14 protein-coding genes, 1 tRNA gene and 1 pseudogene are annotated in these 21,730 nt (G+C 52.4%); 9 read left to right on the top strand and 7 right to left on the bottom strand.

Annotated elements, in window-relative coordinates; genetic code table 11:
• Nucleotides 1-92 precede the first annotated feature (92 nt).
• The 3 genes from I0P70_RS00815 (at nucleotide 93) to I0P70_RS00805 (ending at nucleotide 2,014) form a co-directional block, all read left to right on the top strand.
• Nucleotides 93-494, top strand: a complete 402-nt coding sequence (locus I0P70_RS00815) for a DUF5329 family protein (protein WP_230391915.1) — start codon at nucleotides 93-95, stop codon at nucleotides 492-494.
• 103 nt (nucleotides 495-597) lie between these two features.
• Nucleotides 598-963: an STAS/SEC14 domain-containing protein gene (locus I0P70_RS00810; RefSeq protein ID WP_196114317.1), complete on the top strand. Its 366-nt coding sequence runs from the start codon at nucleotides 598-600 to the stop codon at nucleotides 961-963.
• Nucleotides 964-1,297: 334 nt separating this feature from the next.
• The gene (locus tag I0P70_RS00805) at nucleotides 1,298-2,014 is read left to right on the top strand and encodes an OmpA family protein (protein WP_196114316.1); all 717 of its coding nucleotides are present in this window, start codon (nucleotides 1,298-1,300) and stop codon (nucleotides 2,012-2,014) included.
• Nucleotides 2,015-2,085: 71 nt separating this feature from the next.
• Here I0P70_RS00805 and I0P70_RS00800 read toward each other — a convergent pair whose 3' ends face one another.
• Nucleotides 2,086-2,610, bottom strand: coding sequence for a DUF6141 family protein (locus I0P70_RS00800; protein WP_196114315.1), 525 nt, complete (start codon nucleotides 2,608-2,610; stop codon nucleotides 2,086-2,088).
• A gap of 70 nt (nucleotides 2,611-2,680) precedes the next feature.
• A complete protein-coding gene (locus I0P70_RS00795; protein ID WP_299985453.1) occupies nucleotides 2,681-3,841 on the bottom strand; it encodes a cystathionine gamma-synthase in 1,161 nt (386 codons plus the stop codon).
• 165 nt (nucleotides 3,842-4,006) lie between these two features.
• Here I0P70_RS00795 and I0P70_RS00790 point away from each other — a divergent pair, with 165 nt between their 5' ends.
• Nucleotides 4,007-4,726 carry a TVP38/TMEM64 family protein gene (locus tag I0P70_RS00790; protein WP_196114313.1) on the top strand — a complete coding sequence of 240 codons (720 nt, stop codon included), beginning with the start codon at nucleotides 4,007-4,009 and terminating at the stop codon, nucleotides 4,724-4,726.
• A gap of 67 nt (nucleotides 4,727-4,793) precedes the next feature.
• Nucleotides 4,794-4,867: transfer RNA gene (locus I0P70_RS00785), tRNA-Arg, on the top strand.
• A gap of 259 nt (nucleotides 4,868-5,126) precedes the next feature.
• Here the strand turns inward: I0P70_RS00785 and I0P70_RS00780 are convergent.
• Complete coding sequence (locus I0P70_RS00780) at nucleotides 5,127-6,296, bottom strand: hypothetical protein (RefSeq protein WP_196114312.1); 1,170 nt, start codon at nucleotides 6,294-6,296, stop codon at nucleotides 5,127-5,129.
• Between the two features lie 227 nt (nucleotides 6,297-6,523).
• On the opposite strand from I0P70_RS00780, the gene I0P70_RS00775 reads away from it, so the two are divergent.
• Together I0P70_RS00775 and I0P70_RS00770 are read left to right on the top strand one after the other, a co-directional pair.
• Nucleotides 6,524-6,736, top strand: a complete 213-nt coding sequence (locus tag I0P70_RS00775) for a hypothetical protein (RefSeq protein WP_196114311.1) — start codon at nucleotides 6,524-6,526, stop codon at nucleotides 6,734-6,736.
• Between the two features lie 76 nt (nucleotides 6,737-6,812).
• On the top strand, nucleotides 6,813-6,953 hold the full coding sequence (locus I0P70_RS00770) for a hypothetical protein (protein WP_196114310.1): 141 nt from the start codon (nucleotides 6,813-6,815) through the stop codon (nucleotides 6,951-6,953).
• A gap of 512 nt (nucleotides 6,954-7,465) precedes the next feature.
• Here I0P70_RS00770 and I0P70_RS00765 read toward each other — a convergent pair.
• Nucleotides 7,466-8,287 (bottom strand): annotated as a pseudogene (locus I0P70_RS00765) (RHS repeat-associated core domain-containing protein); the annotation flags it as partial.
• A gap of 555 nt (nucleotides 8,288-8,842) precedes the next feature.
• On the opposite strand from I0P70_RS00765, the gene I0P70_RS00760 reads away from it, so the two are divergent.
• Nucleotides 8,843-9,253: a helix-turn-helix domain-containing protein gene (locus tag I0P70_RS00760; protein ID WP_196114309.1), complete on the top strand. Its 411-nt coding sequence runs from the start codon at nucleotides 8,843-8,845 to the stop codon at nucleotides 9,251-9,253.
• 684 nt (nucleotides 9,254-9,937) lie between these two features.
• Here the strand turns inward: I0P70_RS00760 and I0P70_RS00755 are convergent.
• Entirely contained in the window at nucleotides 9,938-10,378 is a 441-nt protein-coding gene (locus I0P70_RS00755; RefSeq protein WP_196114308.1) for a hypothetical protein, read from the bottom strand.
• Nucleotides 10,379-10,406: 28 nt separating this feature from the next.
• Complete coding sequence (locus I0P70_RS00750) at nucleotides 10,407-16,538, bottom strand: DUF6443 domain-containing protein (RefSeq protein WP_196114307.1); 6,132 nt, start codon at nucleotides 16,536-16,538, stop codon at nucleotides 10,407-10,409.
• Between the two features lie 218 nt (nucleotides 16,539-16,756).
• On the opposite strand from I0P70_RS00750, the gene I0P70_RS00745 reads away from it, so the two are divergent.
• Nucleotides 16,757-16,951 carry a hypothetical protein gene (locus tag I0P70_RS00745; RefSeq protein WP_196114306.1) on the top strand — a complete coding sequence of 65 codons (195 nt, stop codon included), beginning with the start codon at nucleotides 16,757-16,759 and terminating at the stop codon, nucleotides 16,949-16,951.
• A 166-nt stretch (nucleotides 16,952-17,117) separates the two neighbouring features.
• Here the strand turns inward: I0P70_RS00745 and I0P70_RS00740 are convergent, their stop codons facing one another.
• The gene (locus I0P70_RS00740; protein ID WP_196114305.1) at nucleotides 17,118-20,753 is read right to left on the bottom strand and encodes an RHS repeat domain-containing protein; all 3,636 of its coding nucleotides are present in this window, start codon (nucleotides 20,751-20,753) and stop codon (nucleotides 17,118-17,120) included.
• Between the last annotated feature and the right edge of the window lie 977 nt (nucleotides 20,754-21,730).

The following is a 21,730-nucleotide window of genomic DNA, read 5'->3' as shown; positions in this document are numbered from 1 at the left end:
ACCTAACGTTAAGACTTGAGATTAAGTGCCTTATCGGATTGCAAAAATACATATCCGGTAAGATTTTTTTAAAATAAAGGAGTACAAAAACCATGCTCAGAATACTATTTATGGCAGTTGCCATCACATTATCCCAAAGTGCACTTCAGCCCGCCGCCGGGCAAGCTGCGCAGGATGTTTACGAACGCGGCGTGGCCCCCGAGACTATGACTGAAGACCAGAAAGTACAGAAGCTGCTTGCATACATCCGCAGCCTCGAAGGTGCCACTTTCATACGCGACAACAGTGAATTTTCACCTGATAAGGCTGCCGGGCATTTATCTTCGAAATGGAAGAAGCATGCTTCAAGAGTAAAAACTGCTGAGGGATTTGTCACGGAACTGGCCTCACAGTCCTCTTCAGGGACGCCTTACAGCATACGGTTCGCTGACGGCAGCACCAGTACAACCCGCGACGTACTGCTTCGCCAGCTGCGCGACCTGCGTGTTGAGTAAGACCAGAACTGTACAAAAACAGGTATAAGTATAGTAAAAGCATAATGCTATACTGGAACGCAGTCATCGTCGTTACGTATTTATGACGACAAACCTGATCCCAATGCTACAGTTACTTGAAGAGTCGCGAGACGAGTTGGTTGCTTTTCGCCTGGCAGGAAGTATAGACCGCCATGACTATGATGTGATGCTCCCAATACTGGAGGAGAAAATCAAGCAGTATGGCAAGATAAGGGTATATGCTGAATTGCAGGATGCCGAGGAAATTTCGCTGCAGGCACTTTGGGAGGACCTGAAGTTTGATTTCCGTCACGCTGCTGATTTTAAGAAAGTCGCACTGGTAGGCAACCGCAAGTGGCTGGACTGGCTCACTGTCATGGCAAGCCCCTTTACGACGGCAAAGGTAAAGCATTTTGAAGTACCCGACCGCGACAAAGCATTGGAATGGGTGAGGAGTGATGAAGCATAATAAGCAAAATCAAATAAAAAGAGAGGCAGCCAGCGTTCTGGCTGCCTCTCTTTTTATACCTGCTCCTGTCTCGTTCTCAGGCTCGTATCTTGTTCTTTTTTGTATTCAAATCCCTTTATCGCCCTCCCTCCTGCATACCAAAATCTCTCCGTAAAAATAATTATATCCAAGCTGCTCAAAATATATAGATTTAGCATAATATTTGCTTTGAGATTGAAGCTGTCGAAGGGGGAAATTTAAGATCAGCTATACTTAAGAAGCGGCATTTTTCGTTTTGTCCCATAGTTGCCAGTAAAAATCAATTACAAACAACACAAACAACAATCAAACACACATGAAATCTAATTTCACAAAAGCATCTTTATCACTGCTACTATGCGGCGCCCTGATGTCTTCCTGCGTTTCCTCCAAAAAGTACGACGAGCTGAAGGCCAGCAAAGAGGCTTTGGAGCGCGAGCAGGCAGCCAGCCGTGACAAGGAAAAAGAAATGAGCAACACGCTGCGAGAGCGTGAGCAGAAACTGGCCGAATTAGAGCGTGCCATGAATGACCAGAAGAAAGTGCTGGATAACCTGCGCAACGAAGTGAACGGTGCACTTTCTGGTTTCAACCAGGGTGACCTGAGCGTGAACATCAAAGATGGCAAGGTATACGTGTCGATGTCTGACAAGCTTCTGTTCGCTACTGGCAGCACCAAAGTGAACAATACCGGCAAACAGGCCCTGGATCAGCTAGTAGACGTGCTGAAGAAAAACCAGAGCGTAGGCGTTATGGTAGAAGGCCACACCGATGACGTAGAGGTAAGACCAGGCACGAAAGACATCGCCGACAACTGGGACCTGAGCGTACTGCGTGCTACAGAAATCACCCGCCTGATGGCGCAGCGAGGTCTGTCACCTGACCGCATCACGCCAGCCGGTCGTGCCTACTTCCAGCCGGTTGACACAGGCCGTTCAGCTACTGCAAAAGCCAAAAACCGCCGTACAGAAATCATCCTGACGCCAGACTTCACTGAGATCTATAAGATACTGGGCATCCAGTCGATGAAGTAATCACTATACCTTATAATCAGAAAAGGCCGCTATTCAGTTCGAATAGCGGCCTTTTTTATACCTTTCCCTGTCTACCCGACTATACCTTTGCCTGAGGCCTTGCCCTGCTCTATGGCCTGGAATAGCTCCCTGGCTCGCTGAGAGCCGATCAGGAGCGGCTGTGTATTGTAAAAGCGCAGCAGCACCCCTTCCCTGCCCGACGTGCTGTAGGCCTTGCCCTTTGCTCCCCATCGTATTCCCCAGCCGCCGTATTCCCGAATCGGATTGTAGGTTACTCTTTCAAAGTCGCGCACCGTGTGCAAAGGTATACGGACTGGCTTCAGATGAAAAGGACGGAAGCGCACCTGTAGCGTACCTGGCAACACTTCTGTCGTCAGGGTCATGTAATAGAAAAAGAAAGGCAGCCCAAAGCCGATCAGGGCCAGCATCAAACTCAGCTGTATATCCGTGACGGGTCTGTTGCCGAAGGCACCACCCAGCACTACCTGGTAAAAAAAACCCGCCCAAAAGACAGCTGCTATACCTAGTATGAGTGCCCATAGCCAGAACTGCTTAAATCGCTGTTTTTCCCGGAACAAGATGCGTTGCTCTTCCATCTATACCTGATGCAAATAGCCGCCCCACGGGTGAGCGGAACGGCTATACCTGTCTGTTTCTGAATATTGATTAACCAATGGCCTGCTCCAGATCCGCCAGCAAATCTTCAATGTCTTCTATACCTACGCTCAGGCGAATCAGCGAGTCGCTCAGGCCAGCTTTCAAACGTTCGGCGGCAGGAATACTGGCGTGTGTCATAGAGGTCGGGTGCCCGCACAGCGACTCCACGCCGCCCAGTGACTCCGCTAGCGAGAAGTACCTGAAGCGCTCCAGTGTAGCGATCGCATCTTCCATCCTGTCTCCCTTCAGCGCAAACGAAACCATACCGCCATAGGAGCGCATCTGCTCTTTGGCTATAGGATGCCCCGGATGATCCGGCAAGCCAGGCCATAATACTTTCTCTACCTTCGGGTGATTTTTGAGATACTGCGCTACAGCACGGCCGTTTTCGCAGTGGCGCTCCATGCGGATGTGCAGCGTCTTGATACCACGCAAAACCAGGAAGCAGTCCTGAGGGCCGGGTGTGCCGCCGCAGGCATTCTGGATGAAGGCCAGCTTCTCGTGCAGTTCGTCGTCTTTCACGATCACGGCACCCATCACGACGTCAGAGTGGCCCGCCATGTACTTGGTAAGCGAGTGCATCACAATATCCGCCCCCAGGTCGAGTGGATTCTGCAGGTATGGGGTTGCAAAGGTGTTGTCGGCTACCAGCAGCAGGTTGTGCTTTTTGGAGATGGCGGCGCAGCCTTTGATATCGATGATGTTGAGCAGCGGGTTGGTGGGCGTCTCTACCCAGATCATGCGGGTATTCCCGTTCACCAACGCCTCTACCTTGCTCAGGTCGCTCATATCAGTGAAGTGGAATTTGATGCCGTAGTTCTGGAAAATCTTCGTGAAGATGCGGTAGCTACCGCCATACAGGTCGTTGGTGGAGATAACCTCGTCGCCTGGCTTCAGCATTTTGATGATGGCATCGATGGCCGCCATACCTGAAGCGAAGCAAAGGCCATACTTACCGTTCTCGAGCTCAGCCAGGGCATTTTGCAGAGCCGTGCGTGTCGGGTTGTGCGTGCGGGAGTACTCGTAACCTTTATTTTCACCCGGCGACTTCTGCACGTAGGTAGAGGTCTGGTAGATGGGTGTCATGATAGCACCCGTGCTTGGGTCCGGCTCCACACCGGCATGTATAGCTTTTGTTCCGAATTTCATAGGCTTATTTCTTTGATGAATGGCTTGTTGCAAGTTAGTAATTTTACCTCTCGGGAGTTGGATGTCATCGGGAAGCTTCACGCTACTCAGCACATATCTTTAAATTTTGTTGGCCGTACCGCTATCTACGTATACCTTCAGCAAATCCTTGCCTGAAAGGTTTTATCTTTGACCAAAACACCTGCTATGCTCAAACTGTCCATGCTGCGGACTTTTATACGGGAAAACGCACCTTCGTTTATTTCCATGCTGTTGCTGGTCGTAGTTCCGCTCGTGGTGAGTTCGTCGGCTGCCGTATACCTGTACCAGAACGAAGCCCTGTTACAAGATCTGAGCTGGCCTCAGATGCTGCTTTACTTTGTCGTGATCTCCATTACCATGTCGCTGGCCCTTACCCCGACTACTTTTGTAGCACTCGTGAGTGGCTTCTACCTCGGTTGGCCTGGCTTTGCGGGTGTGGTGGTTTCGTATGGCATTGCTTCACTCATTGGCTATACCCTGGCCCGACTCATCGACCATGGCAAAATGATGTCTTTCCTGAATCGGTTTGAGAAGACAATGTACCTGATGCAGGAATTGCGCGACCAGAGCTGGAGCCTGATCTTCCTGACCCGTATATCTCCTGTATTACCCTTCGCGCTAATGAACTTTGTGCTCTCGCTGCTGCAGGTGGACAAGCTAAAATTCTTCCTGGCTAGTATGATCGGCATGCTGCCGCGCACACTTTTTTTCTTTTGGGTAGGTACTCAGGCCAGCGACGTCATAAAATTATTGCAGGACCCCGGCAGCAACAAAGGCAGCCAGCTGCTCATGATATCCCTGATTATCATTTCGATAGGTGGGCTCTACTTCATTTTCGACCACGCCCTGAAGCGGGCGCTGCGCAAAGCGACGGCAAAAAATTGAGAAAAATTCGCTTTAGGGCTTGCATTGCAAGAAAAAAGGCCTTTACTTTGCATCACAATAACGGAATGGTCACGTAGCTCAACTGGATAGAGCATCTGACTACGAATCAGAAGGTTAGGGGTTCGACTCCCTTCGCGACCACTTGAAAATCAGCCACTTACGAATAAAATCGTTAAGTGGCTTTTTTTATTTGCACACAATTTGCACACAAATCTCCTGTTTGAGAGCTAATTATTCCACCCTTTATATCTCTTCCTATTTAGCTTAAAAAAATTAGAAATTATTCCTCACAAACTTCATTAACATAAAATGTGATTTGATTTACCAACACTAAGCAAGCATGTTGCCTTACACATGATAAAATGCCCATGTAGTTATAAGTGCTTGCTATTGGGTGACATCACCTGAAGATATCACTACCATAAAGGAAAAAGCCGACCCGTGCCTGCAGCGGGTGCAGATAAGGCGTGCGGCCCTGCTCGTGCAGAAGGTTGTACTGCAGGAGGGCGTAGCCCCTGAGCTTTCTGTAGAGTGTGTAGTCCTTGCCCAGCCCCGCCGACAGCCCAGGCACCCATTCCCTGCCAAGCGTCTCCTCCTGCGTGAAGGGATCCGTGTGCGTCACCGGCGCATTTAAGCTTTCGTACTGCAGCCGGGCAAAAAAGCCGCCTTTGATCTGGAAGTCCGAAAAGAGGCTGTAGCCCCCCACCCGATCCGCGCCGCCCACATAGGGCTTCTCCTGCACGCTCAGGTGCAGGCGGTACTGTCCGCCCGCACCCGCCGAGAGCCTCTCCGAGAAGCGCCAGGCCACCGTCGGTCCCAGGTCTAGGAAGAAGCGCTCCTGCTTGCCCGCCTGCCAGAGGCTGCCCAGCACCAGCCGCTCCGTCCAAGGCTTTCCTTTAAGCGGGTTGGTTCCTAGAACTCCTTTTGGCATGTCCTTCATGCTCTCCACCTTGCTTACCCGTCCCTTGTACCTATCAAAGTCTGCTTTAGCCTGCCCCAGCTTATCGAAGGACTCGGTAAAGGGCTCCCCCGCCGCCTTCAGCGCCGCCTGACTGGCTTTTGCTTTCAGCTCGTCTGCTGAGGTGGGCAGTTGCCCCATTGCGGTAAGCTGTGGCAACCGGGCGGCGGCGCTCTTCTGCCCGGCCTCTTCAAGCTGGCGCAGGGCCTGTTTGAGCTCCTCCGGCATAAGCTGGGCGGCCAGTGCCTCTTTTCCCTCCTGCAGCTGGCGCTCCAGTCTCGCACGCACCTCCTTCAGCTCTTCAGGCAGTACCGGTTGCCCTGTCACGGCCTGCGAAAGGCTGTCAACTCTTCGTGCCAGCGCCTCCCCCTCCTCACCCAGCTGCCGCAGGCTGTCAAGCGAAGCATGCAGGCGAGAGGAGTCCTGCAGTGCGTAGTCGATTGCCTGCAGGCTGTCCTGCCAGGCAATCATCTCGCGCAGCAGCTCCCCAGCATCCGGCACACCAGTCGGTAGGCTCTGCTTGGTTTGCTGGGCAAACGAAGCGAAAGTGAGCAACAGGAAGGGCAGTAAGAAAAGACAGGCTCTGGAAAAGGGCGAAAGGAGGTTGTGCATAGAATGGCTTTGTTTTCTTTAATAAAATGCCTGTAAGTAAGTGCTGATCTCTTAAGACTGTAAAGATAAAGCACCCACAAGATAGGATATTACGTCTAATTTTATCAATAAATCATGCTACACTACAAGTTGCAACAGCGAGAGAGGGCTGCAGATGCTGTTGTCTTTCACACGGCAAGGCTTCTAGAGTCGAAGGGACGGGAAAAGCTCCTGGGCCTTTTGTGCGGATGGCTATCTGCTGGCCCTCAGGTATAGCACAAGCTATAAGGTATAGGTATAGGTATAGCCATAAAGCAAAAAGCCCCCGGCTGATGCCGGGGGTTGGGGGTAAGATTCTAAGCGCGAAGCCGCTGCGAGCGGAAGCCAAAGCCATCCAGGAGGAGAACACCCGTGAGGGTGGGCGGCTGGCTGCGCGGCGGCTGACCCGCAGGCGAGCATAACGTGGGCTGTGGGTTTTGTTTTTGGCCTTAGCCCCGCAGGGATCTAATCAACTCTAACAACAAAAAAGGAACAGCCGTGAGGAGTACCGCAACGAGCCAACCGAAAGGCAAAGCCATGGTGGAACGCAGCGTAGCGAGTAGACCATGGCGTGCCGAAGGAAGCGTGAGAGAGGACACGGACGAACACCGCTCCCCTGCAAATGTCTTTGTGATCTAAAATCAATGTAAATAACTCGTAATTTAATTTTATAAGTCTCTGCTAGTCACTCATACGCTGTTAAATGCTTAAGTATTGAGCTTGTCAAAAATTCGCTGTGCTTATTGTTTTTAGCAAAAACAGAAGATAAAGCTTTGTATGACAAGTCATAAAATATATATGTTTCTCCATTTTTAAGCCTAATCTGATAGTATGGTGGTGAAAAGAATGGGTAGATTACTGGTATAAAAAGCTTTATATTTATTACTGCCTCAAAATCGGAAGCCTCAACTATTTTCGTACTATGATATAAGTTACCAATATATAATCTATTATTTCTGACATGAACATCATTCACTCTTGACAGTATCCAATTGATTACAATAGCAATCAAACCAGATATAAGACACATGTATAAGTAATATACATTCATTGTTAAAATATATAAGAGTAAAAGCACTACTATGAAGAGGATAGATATTGCTAAAAAAAACATTTGTTTACCTCTATTATTTTTACTTAGGATGTACATTCTAATCATCGATATTTTTTGTTCTTGTAATTTTTACACCAAACCCTATATTATATTCTAACCCTGCTCCAAACGCAGCAGTTGCACCATGACCAACACCTACCTTTAGAGTATTTTTTTGTGTTGAAGAAGTAGTCTCTCTTGAAATCTTTGCTTCAACAGCAACCCCTGGTATTGGAGCTACTGCAGCTCCAAACTCGTTGGCGTTACTTTTCACTTGTCCAGATTTATTATCTGTAATTTGTTCGTTTTTGTATGATCCCTCAACTCCTAAGCCAGAAATCGGGACACCCAATTTGCCACCAGAGGTAGTTCTTGAAGTAGGGGTTTCCTCTTTATGAAAGCTTTCTACACTTGCACCATTTTTATCGAATTCGAGAGTCAATGACGAGTGATCTCTACTTTTTACATTTATATCAGCTCCGTAACCCTTTACTTCTCCTGCTACTCTAGCACCGTAAGTAACCTTTCCTTCTGCTTCTACATATGGAGAAACTTCCAAGCCACTGATGAACTCTCTCGTATTTTCAACCGTTGCTGTGGCTATTGAAGTCGCAACTTCTGTCGCCTTATTATATACATAGCTTTTGGTTGCGCTTACAAGCCTCCCTAATAGTTCGCCCCCTGGACCTGGCCACATTCCATCCGGGTCGATAAAGCGTATTGGGTTATTGAAGGTATAGTTATATGGGCTCCACCTTCTTCCCTGCTCCGCCAGCGGGTCCACCACGTGCCACCTGCCGATCTGGGCATCGTACATCCTGGCCCCGTAGTCCATCCAGTTGAGCCCCAGCTCGGTCTGACGCTCCTTTCCGTTGTACTGGAAGAACTGTGCACCTGCGCCAGTTTTTCCCTATGGTGCAATTTCCCTTATGGCACACTTTTGTAAAAGAACATCAGGCCCTTATAGCCATACTATAAATATAGTGAATTCTGTATCCATTCCTATACCTACTGAACAAGGTATACCTATGCCCTATACCTTGACTGGTATTCCGAACACCAGTTTACATTTAGCTCTATGACAAGGTATAGAAGGGGGGTATCATGATTATTGGGAACACGGAACACCAGCGGCAAAAACCTGCCTAACTGGCTTCATTCGCACTTTCACCCCCGTTCTGGCGTTCCAACTGGTGTTCCCTGGCGTTCCGTACTTTCCTTTTCGGGTCGTAGCTATACCTGCCGTTTCTGGTTTTTGCTCAGGTATACAGGTGATTTTTCACAATGCTATACCTAATTATACCTGCCTGCTACAGGTATACTTGGCTGCTTTGTCCTAAGATGGTGTTTTACCCGCGCGTACCGTACCCAAAGTAGTGGTATTTTACTTGCCCGCTGTTTTTCTTACTCCGCTGAAAACGCTATATTTGGTACTATGGAAGCAACTACCAGACCCAGCAATCACATCGGCCGCAAGATCAGCCGCATTCGCGAACTGCGCGGCATTAAACAGGAAGCTTTAGCCCATGAATTGGGCGTAAGCCAGCAAACCGTGTCTAGAATAGAATCTAGCGAATCTGTAGAGGAGGATATACTTCAGAAAGTGGCGAAGATACTGGGCGTTCCTGCTGAAGCTATCAAAAACTTCAGCGATGAAGCTGTTATCAACATTATCTCAAGCACGCTGCATAACACAAGCGGTCTAGTGAATTACAACCCTGTATTCACATTTAATCCCATAGAGAAATTTATGGAGGTGATGGATGAAAACAAAAAGCTGTATGAGCGCCTGTTGGAAAGCGAGCGTGAAAAAGTGGAGCTTCTGAAAAAGATGATCAAAGAGTAATAGCACCAAAGTATAAGGTATAGAGCCCGGCCCAAAAGGTCGGGCTTCTTTGTGTTTATACCTTAGCTGAACGGGAAGGTATAGGTATAACCTTGCCGCGTTCAGTCGGGCCAGCGGCACGGCTGGACGTGGCAAGGCTCCTAGGGTCGAAGGGGCCGGAAAAGCCCCTTGGCCTTTGTGCGGCTGGTCAGTCGGTCACCCTCAGGTATAGCACCAACTATAAGGTATAGGTATAACTTTACCCATAAGGTATAGCATCGGCTATAAGCAAAAAGCCCCCGGTTGATGCCGGGGGTTGGGGGTAAGATTCCAGGCGCGAAGCCGCTGCGAGCGGAAGCCTCAGCCAGCCAGTAAGAGCCCGAGGAACGAGGGCGGCTGGCTGTGCGGCGGCTGACCCGCAGGCGAGCAAAACGTGGGCTGTGGGTTTTGTTTTTGGCCTTAGCCCCGCAGGGATCTAAACAACTCTAACAACAAAAAGGGAACAGCCGTGAGGAGTACCGCAGCGAGCCGACCGAGAGGCAAAGCCATGGTGGAACGCAGCGCAGCGAGTAGACCATGGCGTGCCGAAGGGAGCGCGAGTGAGGACACGGACGAACCCCGCTTCTCCAAGCATAGGCCTGTCAAGTGGCAGATTAATTCACCCTTTTGATGAATAATGGGAAAGTAAAAAAACATACAAAATAGTTATTCTACTATAGCTCCCCTACTATGAACGATTTTACCACTTCTAAATCCAAGGTCAAAACTGTTGTTATCTGTATATCCTTTCAGGGTTGGAATACCATCACTAGTTACTGGAAACTTGGTCCGGAACTTGTATTTAGTTGTATCTAACGTATTTTCTATTAAAACTGCATTATCGTTCATTACATACCAATCAAAGCCTTCTTCTTTCCATCGCCCAACGATTTCATCTCCAACCTCCATATCAATGCCCTTAAGGTCAATTTTAACATAATTTTGATCAGGTACTGCTGTATGACATCCATTGATGATATACCTCACGTGTTTTTCAGTTATTATAGTAATACACTGAGCTTTATCTGGCGAGTAAACATTATAAGTTTTACTCTTACAACTCACAACCATAAGGGATAGGAATAAGATTGATAATCTAAGAATCATATTAATCATCATTTTTTAAACAAGTAAACTATCTTCTGTATTTTTGCCAACCATATAGGTATCCAAGCAGTTCTGCCTTGATTGTTGTTGTCGCTTCTCTCTCTGGTTTGATATAAATAATTGGTACACCAAAGTTTAACTTCATAACTGAGATACCATTAGATTTATAACCTTGATATAAATCAAAGCCTCCTCTAGCATTCCTCCAAGAAAGACCGCTTCTTGCTGCAACTAGTCCTGCTCCCATATTACCAAAGTCCCTAGCCGATCCAAAATCGCCATTACTATCAACACTACCTCGATATCTATATTGTAAATCAGTCTGCTCTCCTTTGTCTTTTATACCTTCATCTTTGAAATCATATTTTTCTCCATTAGTAGCATTGAACATATAACTCAACAATGAAGGATCATCTTCTTCAAGTTTATTCAAGAATTCTTGACCAGCTGTAGAGTTAGGATCAAGGACAGCACCAACCACGGGCCTATCTTTTTCATCGAAGAAAGAATGTGTAGTTTTCGATTGTCCTATTCTTTCGCCCTTACCTCCATTACCGTCATCTAGATAAATTCCTCTATCATTATCATTTGCGTCTCCACCAACCACAGTATATTTACCATCTTCATTTTTCTTTACAATAGTTGATATTGGCGCCATCCCATCTGGGTCGATAAAGCGAATTGGGTTGTTGAAAGCGAAGTTATAAGGCGAGTGCCTGCGCATCTGGTCTGCCAGCGGATCTACCACATGCCACCTGCCGATCTGGGCGTCATACATCCGGGCCCCGTAGTCCATCCAGTTCAGCCCCAGCTCCGTTTGCCTCTCCTTGCCGTTGTACTGGAAGAGATGGTCAGGACTTCCCTGCTTCTCTATCCCCACCAAGTTGAGTCCCCAGGGGTCGTAGTGGTTCTCCTGCACGAGCATCGGACTCGTCTGGCTCACGGACATATCGTCGAACCAAGTGGCCTCGTAGCTCTCGTTGGCCAGGAACACCTCCACGAAGCCGTCCTGCTGGGCTGTGTATTCCAGCTCCAGCCTCTCCCAGCCCCCGTTGGCCTGCCGCGTGAGCAGCTGGTAGCCCGAGTCTACGTAAGAAGAGTCTTTGGCATAAGCAATATAGCGAAGATAGGCCACTGGCGCTCCCTTCTCCTTCTGTAGCACAAGGGGTGCCAACGCGATGCCTGCCCCGATGTAGGGCAGCGCCTTGCCTGGGCCTGTGCCCAGCTCGCTCACCGTACCCACGCCGGCCGTGGCCGCCCCCAGCAGCCAGGAGGCCAGGCTCAGGCCCTTGTTGCCCTTTACCTCCTCCTCGTACATACCGAAGGCCTCGGCCTTCACCTTGTCGCCCGCCCTAACGCTCAGGCGCCTGCTCGGGCCCAGCGGCCTGTTGCGCCCAGCACCCAGGAGCGCCGCGTGCGAGCCCGAGCGCGAGCGGCCCCGGTCCAGGTGCCGCGTCTCGGCGATGTGCCCGAACTGCTCCTCCTCCTGCGGGGCGGCCATCATCTCCATGGTGGCCTGCGAGGTGGTCGTGGTCTCCTCGGCGAAGCTCACGCGCAGGTTGCCCAGATGGTCCTTCAAATGGTACTCGTAGCGCCACACCTGGTCGGTGGCCGGCTCGTACAGCGCCCGCCCCTCCGAAGTGTGGGCGAAGAGCGTGTCGCCCTGGTGGACGAACAATCCTGAGTAGTCGGTCGCCACCACGGCCTTGCCCGCCGCGTGCACCTCCTTGCGCAGCTTCTGCCCCGCGGCAGAATAGATGTAGCGGATGTAGCCCTTCGTGCCGAGCGCCACGCTGTCGGGCAGGTTGAGGTGATTGTAGCGTACGGCCGTGATGCCCTTGTTCCCGTCGCGCGTCATATTGCCATTAACGTCGTAGACGTACTCAGGGGCCGCGGTAGCGTAGAGGCTGCCGTTGTCGCGGAAGTCCCCGGCAGGGCCCGTGGCCGTGGCCTCATCGTCCACACCCACCAAGCGGTTGCCCGCGTAGTGGTAGCGCAGCCGGTCCACCTCCCCCCAGGCCCTTGCAGGGTCCTCCCGCTCGTAAGGGTTCCCCGCCGTCAGTCCGCGGCGCACCAAGCGCTGGATGTTGCCGTTGGCGTCATAGGAAAGCTCGTCGACCGAGTAGTGATCCTGCTCTTCATCCCAGCCTGTCGTCCCCCGGGCACGGAAGGCCCCGGCTGTTAACCGCCCGGCGCGGTCGTAGGCGTAGGCGTATCCCCGCAGCTTCCCGTCCGATGCCGTGGCCCAGCGCATCTCGGCGATGTTGCCGTTGTGCTGCCCCTGCGCCCCCAGCTCCATGCCCGTGTTGTAGCTGAGCGCAAAGCCGAACAGGTCCCCCTGCTGGCTCACCTGCCCCGGGTCATTGATAGAAGTAAGCCAGCCGCGGATGCTGTAGCGCGTGTCCACCTCCTGCAAAAAGGAAGCGTCGGCGTTTTGGTGCAGCCTTTTCGCCGTCTCCTGGCCCAGCTCGTTGTAGGCCCGCTCGGCCAGCAGCACCGGGTCCCGGCCGTCGATCGACTGCCACTGGCCTGCCAGGCGCCCCGCGTGGTCGTAGGCCATGGTGTCCCGCACCATGTGGGTACCCGACTGGTGGGAGGCCAGCGTCACCAGGGGCCTGCCCGCGAAGTCGTAGCGGGTGGTCACGCGCTCGGAGGCCTGCTGCCTCGTCCCGCCCAGAAAGCCGTCCGAGACCGCCTGCACCAGCCGGTACTTGTCATCATAGTAGTTCACGCTCGTGAGCCAGAGCGGCGTGCCCAGCACGCGGGTGCGGGTGCCCGTCACCTGCCCCAGTACCCGCTTGTTATGCGCCGTCACGTCAGACAGGGCGGCATCATCGAATGAATAGTCCTGGGTAAAGGCCGCATGGGCATAGTCGTCGTAATAGGTGACCGTCAGCAGGTCGTCTGCCGTGACAAGCACACCAGACGGGGAGGATTCGTTGAGCGAGTATCCCTCGATAGAGCTGCCCCGCGTCTCAAACTGCTGCCCTACGTTGTCTACCGCATCCTGCAGCGCCTGCCGGTTGATCTGCTTTTCCAGCACGCCCGTCAAGACCGGGCGACCCAGCGCGTCGTACTTGGTGAAAGACCACTTTCCGGCCGCCGCCTGCACGGAGTCCCGGGAGAAGACCGCCTCGTCGCGCTTGTTGTAGACCAGCTCCACCGGCCCGGCACCCGGCACCTGCTTTTCGATCATTCTCCTGCGCCCGTCATAGGCGTAGCGGAAGCACCAGTCTTTTATAAAGTTTTCATTAAGGGCAATGGTACCATCGCCTTCCGGCTGGGGCAGGTGGCTGCGCATCCCCTCGGGCTGGATCACCAGCCGCAGGTTGCCCAGCGCGTCATAGACGTAGTGCGTGTCGGCCAGCCCCGGTTCCGGCTCGACCGAAAGGCAGGCGGGCTCCGAGCTGCCCGAGGCGTGGCGGGCGGCCACCTCCCGGGCGCTGAGGGCGCGGCCGTAGAAGGAGAGCTCGTCCAGCCCGCCCTGGAAGCGGTACCCGTGGCTTCTATTGAGCCAGCCGATGTTAAGCGCCGCCTGGCTGGCGAAGCCCTCGGGCGAGGAGACGGTTTCCTCCTCTACCAGCACCCCGTCCACATAGAGCTTTGTCCTGAGCCAGAGGGCGTCGCGCACGGCCACCACGTGGTGCCAGGCCCCGTCAGTGATGACCGGGTTCTGGGCCGCCTCCCCTAGGAAGGCGCCCGCCCCGAGGTTGTCGCGCAGCTGCAGCCGCGCCCGGCCTGCCGGGTCCAGCCCGATCCACCAGTGCAGCGTGCCGCCCGACTCCATATCGTCGCGCCCCAGCACCACCTCGTTGTCTGTGGGCGCCCCCTGCCGGCGCACCCACAGCTCAACCGTAAAGCTCGCGTCGGCTGCCCAGTCGTAGGCAAAGCCGTCAGCCGACAGGCCGCCCGTGCCGTCAAAGCCCAGCCCCCCGGCCAGCCTGCCCGGCACCGCCGCGCTGCCGGAGCCCGTGGCCAAATGTCCCGTCTGCGTCTCCGCCAGCGAGCCCTGGTCAAAGGACCAGTGGCGCCCCGGGCCCTCCCCGCAGACCACCGAGTCCAGGTCCGCACCGGCAGCCGCCACCTCCGTCTCCATGCGCTTGAGCACCACGCGCCCCTGCAGGTCCCTGTACTCCACCGCCAGGGCGTCCTCCTCGTCCCGGGTCTCGGTCACGTAGAGAGTACCGGCATGATAGAATCCCGGGCTTGCGAAACTGCCCGTCGCCGGGATGTAGTCCCAGCGGCGCACCTCCCCCGCCAGGTTGGCGCGCTGCGCCTGTTTCATGGTATGGCCCGTGCCCGGCTGCCAGGCCGCCCCCGGCGCCCCCTGCTCGGTCACCCGGTTCAGGGGCGAGGCCTCGTACACGGGCACGGCAAATGGCGCAGCGTCTTTGGCCACGTCCGGGTACATGGAGTTGGAGGGGTCGTAGAAGGCCGCCTGCTCATCGGCCGCCGCAGGGCGGTAGGAGCCCGCCGCACCGCCCGTCGCGTAGGGCAGGAACGTCTTCTCCACCCTCCCCAGCGCGTCATAGCGGACCGGTGTGATGATGTCCTGCCCGGTCGGGCTGGCCCTGGTGAGCACTGTCTGCAGCTCCCGCCCCAACCCGTCGAAGTAGACGATCTGCTGGCTCACCTCGCGCACGGTGCCCTGCGCCAGCGCCTCCGGCGTCAGCATCCCCCCGACCTGGGCCGAGTTGGTGAGCACGTAGTTCATGTTCTCGCTTGGGGCGGAGGCAAGCGGCTCCCCGGCGGCAGCCACCGTCACCGTCATATCGGCGGTGTGGAGGGTGAGGGCCGTGGCCCAGGCATTGGTGACGCGGCAGCGGTACACGCCGCCGTCCGAAGCAGAGGATGCCGGAACCGAGTAGGTGCTTGCCGTCGCACCGGCAATATCCTGCCAGGCCTCCCCCTCCAATCGCTGCCACTGGTAGAAGTTGCGCGTGCCGCCGGTTTCCACCAATAGCTCCAGGGGCTGCCCCGCTGTCAGTTCGCGGGTCTCATGCTGCCCCAGCGGCGCCTGCGCACTGTATCCGAAGAAAGCCAGCGGGCTCGTGTTCACCCCCGACAGGTTGGGCTCAACCGAGCCGAAGTCCAGCCGGTTGCCGTAGGCATCCACATAGAGCGAGGGGGCGTTCGGGCCGTTACTGAAATTGGGGACCCCGGTCAGCGCGTTGCCCGTCAGGCTCAGGAAATAAAGGTTCGGCATCGATGCCAGCGAGGCCGGCAGCTCCCCGGCCAGTTGGTTGTTGTCCAGCCCCAGCTCCCAGAGAGATCCCAGGTTCCCCAATTCCTGGGGTACAGCACCGCTCAAAGCATTGTTGTGCAGGTAGAGTTGGCGAAGTGCGGAGAGGTTACCCAGTGCAGAAGGGATAGCCCCGGAAAGGCTGTTGTCATTTAGGTAAAGGTATTGCAGAGAGGTCAGGTCCCCCAGAGAGGCGGGAATGCCCCCACTCAGGGCACAGCCTTCAAGCCCCAGCTGCTGGAGCAGGCCTAGGTTCCCCAGCTCGGCCGGGATAACGCCTGTCAGGGGATTGCCGCCCATGAAGAGCTGCCGCAGGGAGGAAAGCCCTCCCAGCGATGCGGGAATGCTCCCGCTCAGGGCATTGCTGTTAAGGAAGAGGAACTGCAGGTTTGCAAGACCGCTCAGCGAGGCAGGAATGTTCCCGCCCAGCAAGTTGCCGTTGAGCCCCAGGTCCGTCAGGTTGGGAAGCCCCCCCAGCTCGGACGGTATAGGGCCCGTCAGGCTGTTGTTGCTCAGGTAGAGGTGGTAGAGCGTAGCCAGGTTGCCAACAGACGCCGGAATCGTTCCGGACAGGGAATTGTCGTGCAGGTACACGTACTGCAGCCCCGCCAGGTTGCCCAGCGAGACGGGCAGCGCACCGCTCAGCCCGTTGCCGTTGAGCATCAGGCCCACCACGTCCCCGCCCTGCACCATCACCCCGTGCCAGGTGGCCATGTCGGCGCTCGTCGCGCCAGCCAGCCAGTTGGCGTTGGCGTTCCAGTTCGCTCCGTTGGTGCTATTGAAAAGGTCCTCCAGCGCCTGACGCTCCACCGCGTCCGGCACCGCCCCCTCGCCCGTTGAGGCAACGTTCATCGTCTGCAGCGCCAGGGGTTCGGCCTGCTGGGCCAGGTCCTGGCGCTCGGCCGTCAGGCGTGCCACATGCCGGTTAACAGCCTGGTGATGGAGCGAGTCCCGCCCCTGCCCGTAGGCCCTAAGCGCCTGCTCCCAGGCAAGGGTGGTCGTCTGCGCATACGCACCGAAATTCCGTGATTCTACCGGCACCAGGTGTCGCTTCCGCAGCTGTTTTAGCTCCGACTGCAGTCTTGTCCCGGGACTCTCTCCGTTCTGGGCCAAGGCCTCCCCTGTAAATTTGAAAAATGGCAGAAGTATCAGCATGGCAATTATCAGCCGCCCGGGCAATTGTGGTCGTTTGCCCTCAGCTGACAGGTGCTGGCTCAGAGGGGTTGTCAGCTGAAACTGAAATGAAGATGCAGTATGAAATATTTTCTGTAGAGATGTTTTCATCTGGTCATTTAAGAAGTGTGGCCTGGACTCTAGTCGCCATACTGTAGGGATTGAAGAGCTGCCTTTATTTAATAAAATGATTGAACTACTTTTTGTGTTGGAATGGCGGCCGCGGACCACACACGGTGGCGCCAGGCTGTCTTCAAAGCGTATCGTCAGATCTTCCTTATTGAAAAGGATGTCTTCTAACTCCTCACCAAAGGCAGAATGGGCCTACTGTCCAACATAGTGGTACTCGTGGCTTCTGAGTACGTTCCCTTCATGGTCTTTCACCGCCCGGAGCCGGCCCATCCCGTCGTACTCGTAGAAGGTTGTTCGCCCATTGGGATCTGTCATACTGGATATGCCAAATAATAGGTCATAAGTGTAGGAAATCATCTGCGAGCCTGAAGGATACAGACGCAACTCGTCAATGTAGCCAACTCCGCTTACACTCACCTCCTGCACCCCAGAAATATGATGCTCAAAATAAGTCCATCCATTGACAGTCTTTCCTGCAACTGGTGCAGTTCCACCCGCAACATTTGCCGGAGATGTACCTTTCACCCAGTAAGAGAGCTGATATGTAAGGTTTGGATTAAGGGAGCCTTTAGTTAAGGGACGGTCATTGAGCACGTAGTGTTTCTCCCCTATCAGACTGGAGGAATCATTTACTATTGTTCCTTCGTAATCCCAATTCCCCTGACTAGAGGTCTCAAAACTAGTATAGGCGATATCAGAGAATTTAGCGTGCTGCACATTTGCCATCACTTTGTTATACCCCTCATCCCAGAGCAAAGCAGTAGGCATCTCCCTCCTGATAATTTCAAGAGGGTTCAGATTTTCTGAATAGGAGCGAATGAACCACTCTTGGTCATACTTCTGATCATAAGCCAGATTACCATCTCCATCTACCTTCACACTAGTGAATTCAGCAATAGAAAGCGGTTTATCTGTCACCAAAGTTTTTATCTGTTCCTGGACCACGCCCTGAGATTTTAACTTATAGAATGCCAAATTTGATGATAGCAACAGGGAATCCTCCCCCTGAACAAGCCACTGCTGCTCCTCAACAAACTTATTCAGGATATGTTTGTCTATCATGGCCTTTAACCCCTCAACTGCCTCGCTGGATGGAACAGCGATTTCGAAATCACTCGGATAGGACAGAGAAGTGGATATTTGACGACCTCTGCTGTCATTACGCTTAATACGCGTGAGCTGGCTGTGCCCCGGCCTATCATAGTAATAACGGGTAAGAACTGATATCTGCTGCGTCGAATCAGCCGCATCGTAAAAAATCTCCTCTGTTTCAGATTTGTACTGCCAAACAGAAACATGCTTGAAGCTCTCAATGGTAAAAACTGCACCGCGCACCGTAAGCCCATGCTCCCGTACATCCTCACGCTCAGGGCGCACTACCATTATTTGCAGGCCCAACGCATGCGACTCGTTCACTCCTTCCGGCAGGGTGTAGTTACCACTCTCACCTCCTAAAGCACTTGGTGGCGTGTAATATCGCTGATATCGATGCTTGATTTTTTTCACCGGCCAGAATGCATTTAAATCTTTCTTATGGATGTAGTCTGTCTCTTCCAGAAGCAGACCCCGCATCCATTCCATGCTGGTGCCGGGCGTGAATGGGGGGGCTCCCCCATGGGGGTTATGGTCCGAAGCAAAAGAGTATTTATAGCTCGATAGGGAGATTTCATCTTCGTTTCTGCTTTCCACCCTAGCACTTGTGTAGGCTACACTGCTTCCCGCCATCGTCGAAAGGGGATGGATACTCTTAGACGTCTGGGCCAGATACATGCAATCTTGCTTGTACCCGTCAGAACCAATCGGCGAGCTGTCGCTGACGAAATACTGATAGAGGTAACTAGGAGCAAGCAAGGTTTTACCACTCGACCTAGTGGTATCTGACAGCTCCCTGTAATGGAACATCCTTTCAAGGGGTGTGCTTTCCGGACTTAGGTATTTTATTTTACGTATCCGAAGTCCACCTGCTATTCTGTTGACTGCAGGCTTGTTAATATAAGTCAGTTCCTTCCAGAAAATCATTACATGTCCTGCCCCCTCCTCGTCAAGCCCCATTGCCTCAATTATGAGCTTATATGCTCCTGGTGCAAGCATGAACTGCTTTTCCCCGATCCCATTCTCATCGCCCAACAGGGGCTGGCTGAACCCGTTGTCTACCCCGGTAATTGTTGCCCTGAAATAGTAGTTGATTCCGGTTAGAGAATTGATCTCCTGAAAGCGCACATTAACACTGTCATGAACCACGCTGCCCAATAACCCCACCTCAAAGCTGATTTCCTTATAAAAAGCACTATCCTGCCCAGGCCCTCTACGTGATCCGTTTTCAAAACTCACTCCTAACAGAGTGTCCCGGCGCTCAATTCCCGCCACCTCAAAGTAGTCGTGAGGCTCAAAAGTAAATTCTGTTCTACCTCCCGTCGGATTAGTGAGATCCTTGATCAGAAATGCACCCATCAGCTCTTTATCAGGCTCCTTCGTTCCTCCGTCCATAAATCCAGCCTGTTCATTTTTAGGCAGGAGATGTTGCGAACCGTTATAAAATCCCCAATGATCCTGTGCAGGAGAAAGCCGGTTGGGGAGACGCACACTCTCATTGTATGTCACCCGGTATGCTGGTTTGCCTTCCTCAACAACCGAGACCAGCTTGAGCCTAAGATCATCTGGATCTACCTCCCCTTTATTGCAGTTGTTGGTAATCAGAGCAATACCCGGATCGGAATAGAAATACTCATAACCTAATCGAAACTTTTTCACACCTTTAGCTCCCATCACACGGATCGAAACTTCTGTCAGCGCACCTGGTTTCGCAAGAGATGCCAGACCGGCCAAATCCGCGCGTCCGCATGAATCATAGCTAAACTCCACAACATGCCCTATGCTGCTAGTAATACGCTTGATACGCTGTCCGCCAAACACATTAGTCAAACTCTCTGTACCGGACTCTGGAATCTCAGGGCAGGTACTACTTGGGTTTCTGAGGTGGCGGGTACGCGAACCTATATTACGATATTCGTAGCCATAGCCTTCATACTCAAGCTTCAGAGAGTCTCCTTGCGGGGTAACTACAGAGCTTAGTAAAAAAGTCACGGTTGTCGGCGTGTAATCTCCCGCTGTGGATGTACCTGGCACACCTCCAAAAGCAATGAAAGTTGTCTGAGCAACTTCCTTTGCAGCAAACGTAAATATGTTGCCATTCTCATCCGTAATACGGAATATTTGATCCCCTCCCTCTATTTTGAGGGGCTCGAATGGTACAGTATGTGCGTTACCATCACGACTGAAAAAGAACTTTCCACTCCTTCCACCCATACTGTAGAAAAACAAATCCGGCTGTGTATCATGTGCCAGATTTGGGTTTTGTGATAGCGTAGCCATTCCTAGAAGCTCCTTACAGAGATTATAATCTTGCTCCCCGTTCTCAAACTCCTCATAAGGTTGTAGTTCCCGATCTACAGGAAACTCAGTGGCACCCGTCACATACCCTCTATAACCAAAGTCTGGTTTACCCAACACGGAACTAGAGATAGTGCCACCTGCAGACAGTGCCCAGCCTAAACCTGCACTGCTAGCAATCTCGTCGACTCGGATACCACCGGCATGATAGTTAAGCGAGATTGGCAAGGAAAAACCTCTTAATTGAATTTCATAGAGCGGTATAGAAATATGGGGTAGGCCCGTGCTGTGCGAAACAGGTACTTGGGAGAATTTAGCCAATGATGCCGCCTCTGGAGTAGGAGGAATTGGCAGCTCAAAGCTATGCTGGCTATTTGCAGGCTTAGAAAACAAAAGTAAACAGAAGGATACTATTAAAAGGGCGACAATAGATTTCATAGGCTTGAACGTTCTTTTTAGGCGTCAAATTGACTTGCAGAGTCCCTAACTATAATTGCATAGGGGAGCAAAGTCAAACTCATCTTCTTTTTATACAGCGGGCTTACGAGTAGTATTATATATAGTTATATTTACCTTTAACTATACAGTGTAATTCAATACAATTCGTGCGCACAGAAAGTGAAATTTTAGCTGTGTAATAGTATTGCTAAACAGCTGCACAGTAAGAAAATGTTTAAAAAACTAGCTATTGCAGAAAGAACCCAACATATTATACCAAATAGAGATGTTATAATTTTTTTAGCCAAAGAACTTCTTTGAATATCCTATATTTTGGGTTAAATTTCTTTTACTCAATAGCAGGCTTGTGCTAGTATTTAACTGACGTGCTCCAATCTCTACAGATGGAGTAGGAATGATTCTTGATCATCGAAAAAGAGAATGGCACATATAATTATAGCCCTTATTTAAATATGAATCATCCCAGAGTTTAGAGATGAGATGAAAAAGGAAAACCTCCTGTTTTAGGGATATAGATAATGTATCACCTAAAGACAGGAGGTTTTTATGTGCTCTACTTCTAAAAACGCCGGACCGGCGGCCGAAGTTCTCCCGCTGGCCCGTTTTTCGCCATCGCCTGGAGCAATTCCTTTACCCTTTCCTTCTGTTGCTCGGCCGGCTGCTGGACCGCCGGCTGGTGGCCACTTTCCTGGGGCTGTGCCAGGCGCTGGTACGACACCGCAGCCGCCCCTCGGGCCTGCTGCTCTCGCTGCTTGACAAAGAGCTCGAAAAGCAAAAGGAGCAGCGCCTGGGCTGCCACAGAACAGGAAAGCGGTGCAGGAAACTCCCACACTGCTTTACCGCATCCGCCTGGCTTTGGCCAACCTCTGAAGTCTGCTCTATCTATCCCTCAATCAAAGTTCGGGATGATTCATGTTAGACCAATACTCGTATGTAAGTTATGTTTGCTTATAATT

This window comes from Pontibacter sp. FD36, assembly GCF_015686655.1.
Taxonomy (GTDB): domain Bacteria; phylum Bacteroidota; class Bacteroidia; order Cytophagales; family Hymenobacteraceae; genus Pontibacter.
This window is presented reverse-complemented; position numbering and strand designations above follow the sequence as displayed.

What these genes read in the sequence shown, in the direction of transcription:
- I0P70_RS00760 (WP_196114309.1), top strand. Translation starts at nt 8,843, where the DNA reads ATGGAAGCAACTACCAGACCCAGCAATCACATCGGCCGCAAGATCAGC.
- I0P70_RS00745 (WP_196114306.1), top strand. Translation starts at nt 16,757, where the DNA reads ATGGCAGAAGTATCAGCATGGCAATTATCAGCCGCCCGGGCAATTGTG.
- I0P70_RS00755 (WP_196114308.1), bottom strand. Translation starts at nt 10,378, where the DNA reads ATGATTCTTAGATTATCAATCTTATTCCTATCCCTTATGGTTGTGAGT.
- I0P70_RS00815 (WP_230391915.1), top strand. Translation starts at nt 93, where the DNA reads ATGCTCAGAATACTATTTATGGCAGTTGCCATCACATTATCCCAAAGT.
- I0P70_RS00790 (WP_196114313.1), top strand. Translation starts at nt 4,007, where the DNA reads ATGCTCAAACTGTCCATGCTGCGGACTTTTATACGGGAAAACGCACCT.
- I0P70_RS00775 (WP_196114311.1), top strand. Translation starts at nt 6,524, where the DNA reads ATGGCTATCTGCTGGCCCTCAGGTATAGCACAAGCTATAAGGTATAGG.
- I0P70_RS00805 (WP_196114316.1), top strand. Translation starts at nt 1,298, where the DNA reads ATGAAATCTAATTTCACAAAAGCATCTTTATCACTGCTACTATGCGGC.
- I0P70_RS00780 (WP_196114312.1), bottom strand. Translation starts at nt 6,296, where the DNA reads ATGCACAACCTCCTTTCGCCCTTTTCCAGAGCCTGTCTTTTCTTACTG.
- I0P70_RS00810 (WP_196114317.1), top strand. Translation starts at nt 598, where the DNA reads ATGCTACAGTTACTTGAAGAGTCGCGAGACGAGTTGGTTGCTTTTCGC.
- I0P70_RS00740 (WP_196114305.1), bottom strand. Translation starts at nt 20,753, where the DNA reads ATGAAATCTATTGTCGCCCTTTTAATAGTATCCTTCTGTTTACTTTTG.
- I0P70_RS00800 (WP_196114315.1), bottom strand. Translation starts at nt 2,610, where the DNA reads ATGGAAGAGCAACGCATCTTGTTCCGGGAAAAACAGCGATTTAAGCAG.